The organism is Calidithermus terrae (genome assembly GCF_003574345.1).
In the GTDB taxonomy this organism is placed as follows: Bacteria; Deinococcota; Deinococci; order Deinococcales; family Thermaceae; genus Calidithermus; species Calidithermus chliarophilus.
Window position 1 is genome coordinate 25,756 of the sequence record NZ_QXDL01000022.1, and the last position, 6,091, is coordinate 31,846.

Annotated in this window: 7 protein-coding genes and 1 pseudogene; 4 read left to right on the plus strand and 4 right to left on the minus strand. The window is 68.0% G+C overall.

Going from position 1 to position 6,091, the window contains the following annotated elements:
* Positions 1–256 precede the first annotated feature (256 nt).
* A complete protein-coding gene (gene galE, locus Mterra_RS04275; protein ID WP_119314047.1) occupies positions 257–1,261 on the minus strand; it encodes a UDP-glucose 4-epimerase GalE in 1,005 nt (334 codons plus the stop codon).
* A gap of 188 nt (positions 1,262–1,449) precedes the next feature.
* Between galE and guaB the strand changes: the two genes are divergently transcribed.
* The 3 genes from guaB to Mterra_RS23375 all read left to right on the plus strand — a co-directional run bounded on the left by guaB (position 1,450) and on the right by Mterra_RS23375 (position 3,774).
* Positions 1,450–2,961, plus strand: coding sequence for an IMP dehydrogenase (gene guaB / locus Mterra_RS04280; protein WP_119314048.1), 1,512 nt, complete (start codon positions 1,450–1,452; stop codon positions 2,959–2,961).
* A 46-nt stretch (positions 2,962–3,007) separates the two neighbouring features.
* A complete protein-coding gene (locus tag Mterra_RS04285; protein WP_147372543.1) occupies positions 3,008–3,565 on the plus strand; it encodes a hypothetical protein in 558 nt (185 codons plus the stop codon).
* Positions 3,566–3,642: 77 nt separating this feature from the next.
* Positions 3,643–3,774, plus strand: a complete 132-nt coding sequence (locus tag Mterra_RS23375) for a hypothetical protein (protein WP_275054020.1) — start codon at positions 3,643–3,645, stop codon at positions 3,772–3,774.
* A gap of 8 nt (positions 3,775–3,782) precedes the next feature.
* Here Mterra_RS23375 and Mterra_RS04290 read toward each other — a convergent pair whose 3' ends face one another.
* Both Mterra_RS04290 and Mterra_RS04295 read right to left on the minus strand, forming a co-directional pair.
* The gene (locus Mterra_RS04290) at positions 3,783–4,826 is read right to left on the minus strand and encodes a C39 family peptidase (RefSeq protein WP_119314050.1); all 1,044 of its coding nucleotides are present in this window, start codon (positions 4,824–4,826) and stop codon (positions 3,783–3,785) included.
* Positions 4,827–4,829: 3 nt separating this feature from the next.
* Complete coding sequence (locus tag Mterra_RS04295) at positions 4,830–5,060, minus strand: hypothetical protein (protein WP_119314051.1); 231 nt, start codon at positions 5,058–5,060, stop codon at positions 4,830–4,832.
* A 140-nt stretch (positions 5,061–5,200) separates the two neighbouring features.
* On the opposite strand from Mterra_RS04295, the gene Mterra_RS04300 reads away from it, so the two are divergent.
* On the plus strand, positions 5,201–5,692 hold the full coding sequence (locus Mterra_RS04300) for a hypothetical protein (protein WP_119314052.1): 492 nt from the start codon (positions 5,201–5,203) through the stop codon (positions 5,690–5,692).
* 203 nt (positions 5,693–5,895) lie between these two features.
* Here Mterra_RS04300 and Mterra_RS04305 read toward each other — a convergent pair.
* Positions 5,896–6,091 (minus strand): annotated as a pseudogene (locus tag Mterra_RS04305) (thiamine diphosphokinase); the annotation flags it as partial.

The following is a 6,091-nucleotide window of genomic DNA, read 5'->3' on the forward strand; positions in this document are numbered from 1 at the left end:
AATTGTATGGAGGCTGTGCGGCAAACGCAAAACGCCAAACGCATGTCCTACGTCGTACGTCGTACGCGAGACGCGAAACGCAAGACGCAAGACGCAAGACGCAAGACGCAAAACGCAAGACGCCCCTTCTTCACCCCCCTTAGCAAGGGGGGCTGGGGGGATACTCGCTCCCCGCGCGCGGGGAGGGGTCTACCGCAGGTTACGGGCCACGACCCGGTTTTGCTGACGGCTGAGGGCTGAGAGCTTACCGCTCCTCTCAGGCATACCCCAGCACTTCCTGGCGCCGCTTCCCCCACTCCAGGGCGGTGCGGATGCCGTCCTCGAGGCTCAGCTCGGTCTTCCAGCCCAGCAATTCCCAGGCTTTGTCGGCGTTGGCGTAGGCGCCGGCGGCGTCGCCGGGGCGGCGGGGGGCTTCGCGCTTGTTGACGGGGGAGCCCCACACGTTCTCGAAGGCCGACACGAGCTCTTTCACGGTGTTGCCGTGGCCGCTGCCGAGGTTGATGACCTCGTAGGGGTTGCCCGTCTTAGCCAGCGCCTCGTCGAAGCGCTCGACGGCCCGGACGTGGGCCATCGCCAGGTCCCACACGTGGATGTAGTCGCGGATGCCGGTGCCGTCGCGGGTGGGGTAGTCGGTGCCGGTGATCTGGAAGTAGGGGATCTTGCCCAAAGCGGTGTCCACCAGGCGGCCGAGCACGTGGGAGGGCTCGCGCACGTGCAGGCCGGAGCGCATCTTGGGGTCGGCGCCGATGGGGTTGAAGTAGCGCAGGGCGATCCCGCGCAGCCGGGTGGCTCGAGCCAGGTCCTCGAGCACCATCTCCATCATGTACTTGGTGCGGGCGTAGGGGGAGTTTGGCTTGAGGGGGGAATCCTCGGTGACCTTGAACCCCGGCACGGTGTCGTAGATGGAGGCCGAGGAGCTGAAGACCACGCGGGGGTAGCCCAGCTCCTCGAGGTGCTTGAACAGCTCGAGCGACTTGCAGACGTTCTCGCGGTAGTAGAGGTAAGGTTGCTCCACCGACTCGGGGACCACGATCAGGGCGGCGCAGTGGATGGTGGCGTGAATGTCGGGGTGTTGGCGGAAGAGGCGCTCGAGCAGGCCGCGGTCGGCGATGTCGCCCTCGTAGAAGACACGCCCACGGACGAACTCGCGGGGGCCGGTGACGAGCGAATCGAGGATGATGGGGGTGTGACCGGTGTCCTCTAAAGCGCTCGCGACAGTGCTGCCGATGTAGCCTGCTCCACCCGTGATCAGAACTTTCATGTGGCCCAGTATACACGAAGGTAGTTGCTTTTGCTTGCGTTTGCCTTCGATATCTTTCGATACATTGCGCTCCCTTGCAGCGAGCTTTTGGCGGGGAGGGCCGTCCTGGCCGGTCGCTTCCCCCGGTGCAGCCGACTCGGGGAATGGTACTACGATCGGCCCCGGCGCGCTGCTATACTCTTGGGAATATGTTGCGGACTGCCCCCGAACCCGCCAGCAGGATCGAAAAAATCGCCCTCGAGGCCCTAACCTTCGACGACGTGCTGCTCATCCCCGCGTACTCCGAGGTCTTGCCCAAGGAGGTCGCCACCCGCACGCGGCTGACCCGGCGGTTATGGATCAACATCCCGGTGCTCTCGGCGGCGATGGACACCGTCACCGAGGAGGCGATGGCCGTCGCCATGGCCCGGGAGGGCGGCTTAGGGATCATCCACAAGAACCTCTCCGTCGAGGAGCAGGCCGCTATGGTGCGAAAGGTCAAGCGCTCGGAGGCGGGCATGATCCACGACCCCGTGACCCTGCCCCCCACCGCCACCCTCGAGGACGCCGAGCGCCTGATGCGCGAGTACAAGATCGGCGGGCTGCCGGTGGTCGATTTCTTCGGCAAACTGCTCGGCCTCGTCACCAACCGTGACCTGCGCTTCGAGCGCGACCTGCGCCGCCCGGTCTCCGAGGTCATGACCCCCTTCGAGCGCCTGGTCATGGCCCCGCCCGGGACCACGCTCGAGGAGGCCGAGGAGCTGTTGCGCCAGCACAAGATCGAGAAGCTGCCCCTCGTTGACGGCGGGGGCAAGCTCCGCGGCCTGCTGACGCTGAAGGACCTCAGCAAGCGCCGCAAGTACCCCCACGCCGCCAAGGACTCCCAGGGCCGCCTGCTGGTGGGGGCTGCGGTGGGGGTCTCCAAGGACCTCGACGACCGGGCCGCCGCCCTGCTTGAGGCCGGGGTGGACGTGCTGGTGCTCGACAGCGCCCACGGCCACAGCCGGGGCATCTTGCAGGCGCTGCAGGGCCTCAAGGGCCGCTACGGCGACGGCGTCCAGGTCATCGCGGGCAACGTGGCGACCGCCGAGGGCGCCCGCGCCCTGGCCGAGAGCGGCGCCGACGCGGTGAAGGTGGGCATCGGCCCAGGCTCGATCTGCACCACGCGGGTGGTGACCGGGGTGGGGGTGCCGCAGATCACGGCGATCCTCGAGGCCGTGCGCGGCCTGGAGGGCCTGGACGTGCCGGTCATCGCCGACGGGGGCATCAAATACTCCGGCGACGTAGCCAAGGCCCTGGCGGCGGGCGCCCACAGCGTGATGCTGGGCTCGATGCTGGCGGGCACCGAGGAATCCCCGGGCGAGGAGGTGCTCAAGGACGGCCGCCGCTACAAGCTCTACCGCGGCATGGGCTCGCTGGGGGCCATGCGCCAGGGCTCGGCCGACCGCTACTTCCAAGACTCCGGCAAAGGCGAAAAGACCGAGGCCAAGAAGCTCGTCCCCGAGGGCATCGAGGGGATGGTGCCGTTCAAGGGCCCGGTGGGCGACGTGCTCTACCAGGTGGTGGGCGGCCTGCGCGCGGCCATGGGCTACTGCGGCACCCCGGACATCGAAGCCTTCCGCACCCAGACCCGCTTCGCCCGCATCACCAACGCCGGCTTGATCGAGAGCCACCCCCACGACGTGGTGGTGGTCAAGGAGGCGCCCAACTACTCGCGCTGAGCCCGTGCGGGTGTGGTTGCGGGCCCCGGCGTGGTACAACCATGCCGTGAAGCGTTTATCGTGGGTGATCTGGGCTGCTCTCGCGGCGGCTATAGCCCAGGGAACGGTTTCGCTAGGGCGTTATGAAACCCCGGGGAGCCGGGTGGTGTACTTCAGCGAGGGCAAGTCGGGGCACCACTACCGGCTGTACAGCAAGGCGGCGGTGGGGGAGACCTTCCTCATCTATGCCCGGGCCTCGGGGGTGCTCTCGAGCACGGTCCCTGCGTGCCAGACCTGGACCTACCAGGGCATCCTCTCCGAGAGCTTCGTCTTCGAGTTGTCCGAGTTCAACGCCGCCCGGGACTCGGCCTCCGCCCGTGCCCTCATCGCCCAGGCCGGGCGGGCCAGCCGGGCAGGCGACACCCGCGGCTACGCCCAGGCCGTGACCCTGCTGTGCGGCAGCGGCGAACTGGGGATCGGGCCGCTGAGGACCCGCACGGTCTACGTGCCGGTGCAGTTCGTGACCCGCTTCAGCACCTCGGGGATGCTGGGCCGCCCGGTGGTGCTCAAGCTGATGTTCAACCCCGACGACTACTCCCTCGAGGCCGACCTCGAGCCGCGCTAGGGCGGCTCGCCGGGTCGCCCCGCAGGGGTTCAGCCGCCGTTCAGTTCGACCTCAGCCCCGGGTTCTAGCCTTCGCCCATGAGCCGGTTGATGTGGCTTTTATCCCTGCTCTGGCTGGGAATCTTGGTGTACGGGCTGATGGACCACCTCGCCGAACAGCAGGCCGTCCAGGGCCCCGTCTCGCACCACTCGGCCCTGCTGCCGGCCTGAGGGTTCCCTCACCGGCCGGCCTGGCTCTGGAGCTTCGCGAGCGCCTCACGGGCCTGGCTGTAGCCGGGCCTGTAGCGCAGCGCCGCCTGCAGGTCGCCGATGGCGGCCTGGGTCTTGCCCAGCGCGGCCCGGGCCATGGCCCGCCAGTAGTACGACTCCTCGTGGTCGCTGACGCGCCCGAGCACGTCGGTGGTTAGCGCGATGACGTCTGGGTAGCGCCCGGTCCGGTGGTAGGCCTCGAGCGGGGTGAACTGGTACCACAGCATGCGCCAGGGCCAGTTGGACGCCGCGTTGCCCGGGCGGCCTGGGTCGTAGTCCGGCCGGAGGGGGAGGCTGCGGGAGCGGTCGAAGGCGCGGGCCGCGCCCTTGGCGTCGCCGGTGCGCAGGAGGCTGGTGCCCAGGTTGAACCAGGCGAAGGCGTTGGAGGGCTGGGCCCGGGTCTCCTCGCGGGCGAGCTCGAGGGAGAGCCGCCAGAGGGCACGGCTGCTCAGCCGCTCCCCCAGGATAGCCTCGACCTTGGGGGCCTGCTTGGCCGTGTAGACCACCAGATAGGTGCGGTTGAAGACCTGCCACAGGCCGTCGAAGTCGCCGTAGCGCAGGGTGACCTTGGGGCCGTAGTAGGAGTCGAAGGCGTTGAAGACGCCCTTCTTGTCGTCGTAGCCGACCAGCAGGCGGTAGTGCCCCATGCCGCCGGAGTCCGGGGTGACGAACCAGCTCTCCACGACCACGGGGAAGCCCGCCGCGAGCAGGCGCTTGAGCAGGGCGGCGTCGCCCGCGACCCCGTGGTGCACCCTGAACCCCTGGGCGCGGGCGTACGCCGCCATCTCCTCGGGGTTGACGTTCTTGTCCTGCTTGTTGGGCTTGAGCACCGGGGCGATCTGGTACTGGGTCTCGCGCCCGCCCCAGAAGCTCATCGCCATGCCGATGGTCACGGGGCCGCAGTTGTTGAAGCGCTGGTACTCGTGGCGCGCGCCTTGCAGGAAGACGCTGGGGGGCAGCTCGGCCGCCCAGGCCAGGCCCAGCAGGGTGAACAAGAGGATTACCGTTCGCATGGCTTAATCTCCGAACAGCTCGTCGAAGGCCCGTTTGCTCCCGGACCTGTTGCTAAGGCGGTAGAGGTCGCCCTTGAGCTCGAGCCGCCCCTCCTGGACCAGGGCCTCGAGGGCGCGGGCGAGCTCGAGGCGCGAGAGGCTCTCGCCCTCCTCGTCCAGCCAGCGCTGGACGTCGTTGGCGGTGGCGAAGCGCAGGCGTTCGACCGCCCGCAGGACCCAGCCCCGGGTGTCCATGAGCCCCAGGCTACAGGAAGACCCCGGCAGTGTCTCGAGGCGGGGCACATTTCCCGGGGCTGGCCGGGGCAGAAAATGTGAAGGATGGGTGGAGGCCGTGGGCCTGTTCAAATGCGGTTTTAATGTCGCACAATAACGGGGTGGACCCCTACCGGGAGTATCAGGACTACGTCGTGGCTCACCGGCTGCGATCTGAATTGGGGGAACGCATTCCGCCCTTGTTTTCACTCTCCGAGTATGCGGCCCTACGCCTCGAGCGCAGCGAACTCGTGCGCAAGCTCGTGGCACGGCAGGGGGACCCGACCCTGCTCAACCAGATCGAAGAACTCACCGACGACCTCAACTACGGCTTCTGGTCGAACCCCGGCACCCTCAAGGCCTTCCTGGGCCGGGTCACGCCCAGCACCCACCCCGTCCTCAGCGGCCCGGAGGCCTTCGAGCGGCTGCTCTCCCCGACGGAGCGCTCGAGGCTGCCCGAGCCCGGCCTGGCGGGCCGCTACTACCTCGGCTGGTTCCGCCTGCCCAACCTGGTGATGGAGCCCCTGGCCTTCGAGGCCGCCCTGCGGGAGCAGGAGAGCCTGGGCGAGCGGCTGGGGTTGTTCCTGGACGCGTTTAACCGGGTGGTGGGGTAGGGGTCGGTGGGCGACAGCTGAGCGCTGGGCGCGGGTCGTATTCCTGTGTCGTACGTCCTACGTCGTACGTCGTACGCAAGACGCCAAACGCAAAACGCAAAACGCCAAACGCAAAACGCCAAACGCAAAACGCAAAACGCAAGACGTGTGTCCTACGGCTTCGCTGTACGCCTTGACCCTTGACGAACCACCAGCCGCCCGCTTTACTGCCCGAACCGGGCGATCAGAACGCCATAGCCCTGGCCCAGCCGGATGCTCAGGCCATCGGGGCTGGTCGTGCGGTTGGAGAGGGTGAGGCTGTGGCCTAAGGGTACGGTGGCCTGGGTGAGTTCCCAGCGGGCGCCGCGGATGTCGAGGCCGTGCAGGTCGGTGAGGGGGACGAGGCTGAAGGGGGTGGAG

Coding starts and splice junctions, on each gene's coding strand:
- guaB (WP_119314048.1), top strand. CDS start 1,450: ATGTTGCGGACTGCCCCCGAACCCGCCAGCAGGATCGAAAAAATCGCC.
- Mterra_RS04295 (WP_119314051.1), bottom strand. CDS start 5,060: ATGGACACCCGGGGCTGGGTCCTGCGGGCGGTCGAACGCCTGCGCTTC.
- Mterra_RS23375 (WP_275054020.1), top strand. CDS start 3,643: ATGAGCCGGTTGATGTGGCTTTTATCCCTGCTCTGGCTGGGAATCTTG.
- Mterra_RS04290 (WP_119314050.1), bottom strand. CDS start 4,826: ATGCGAACGGTAATCCTCTTGTTCACCCTGCTGGGCCTGGCCTGGGCG.
- galE (WP_119314047.1), bottom strand. CDS start 1,261: ATGAAAGTTCTGATCACGGGTGGAGCAGGCTACATCGGCAGCACTGTC.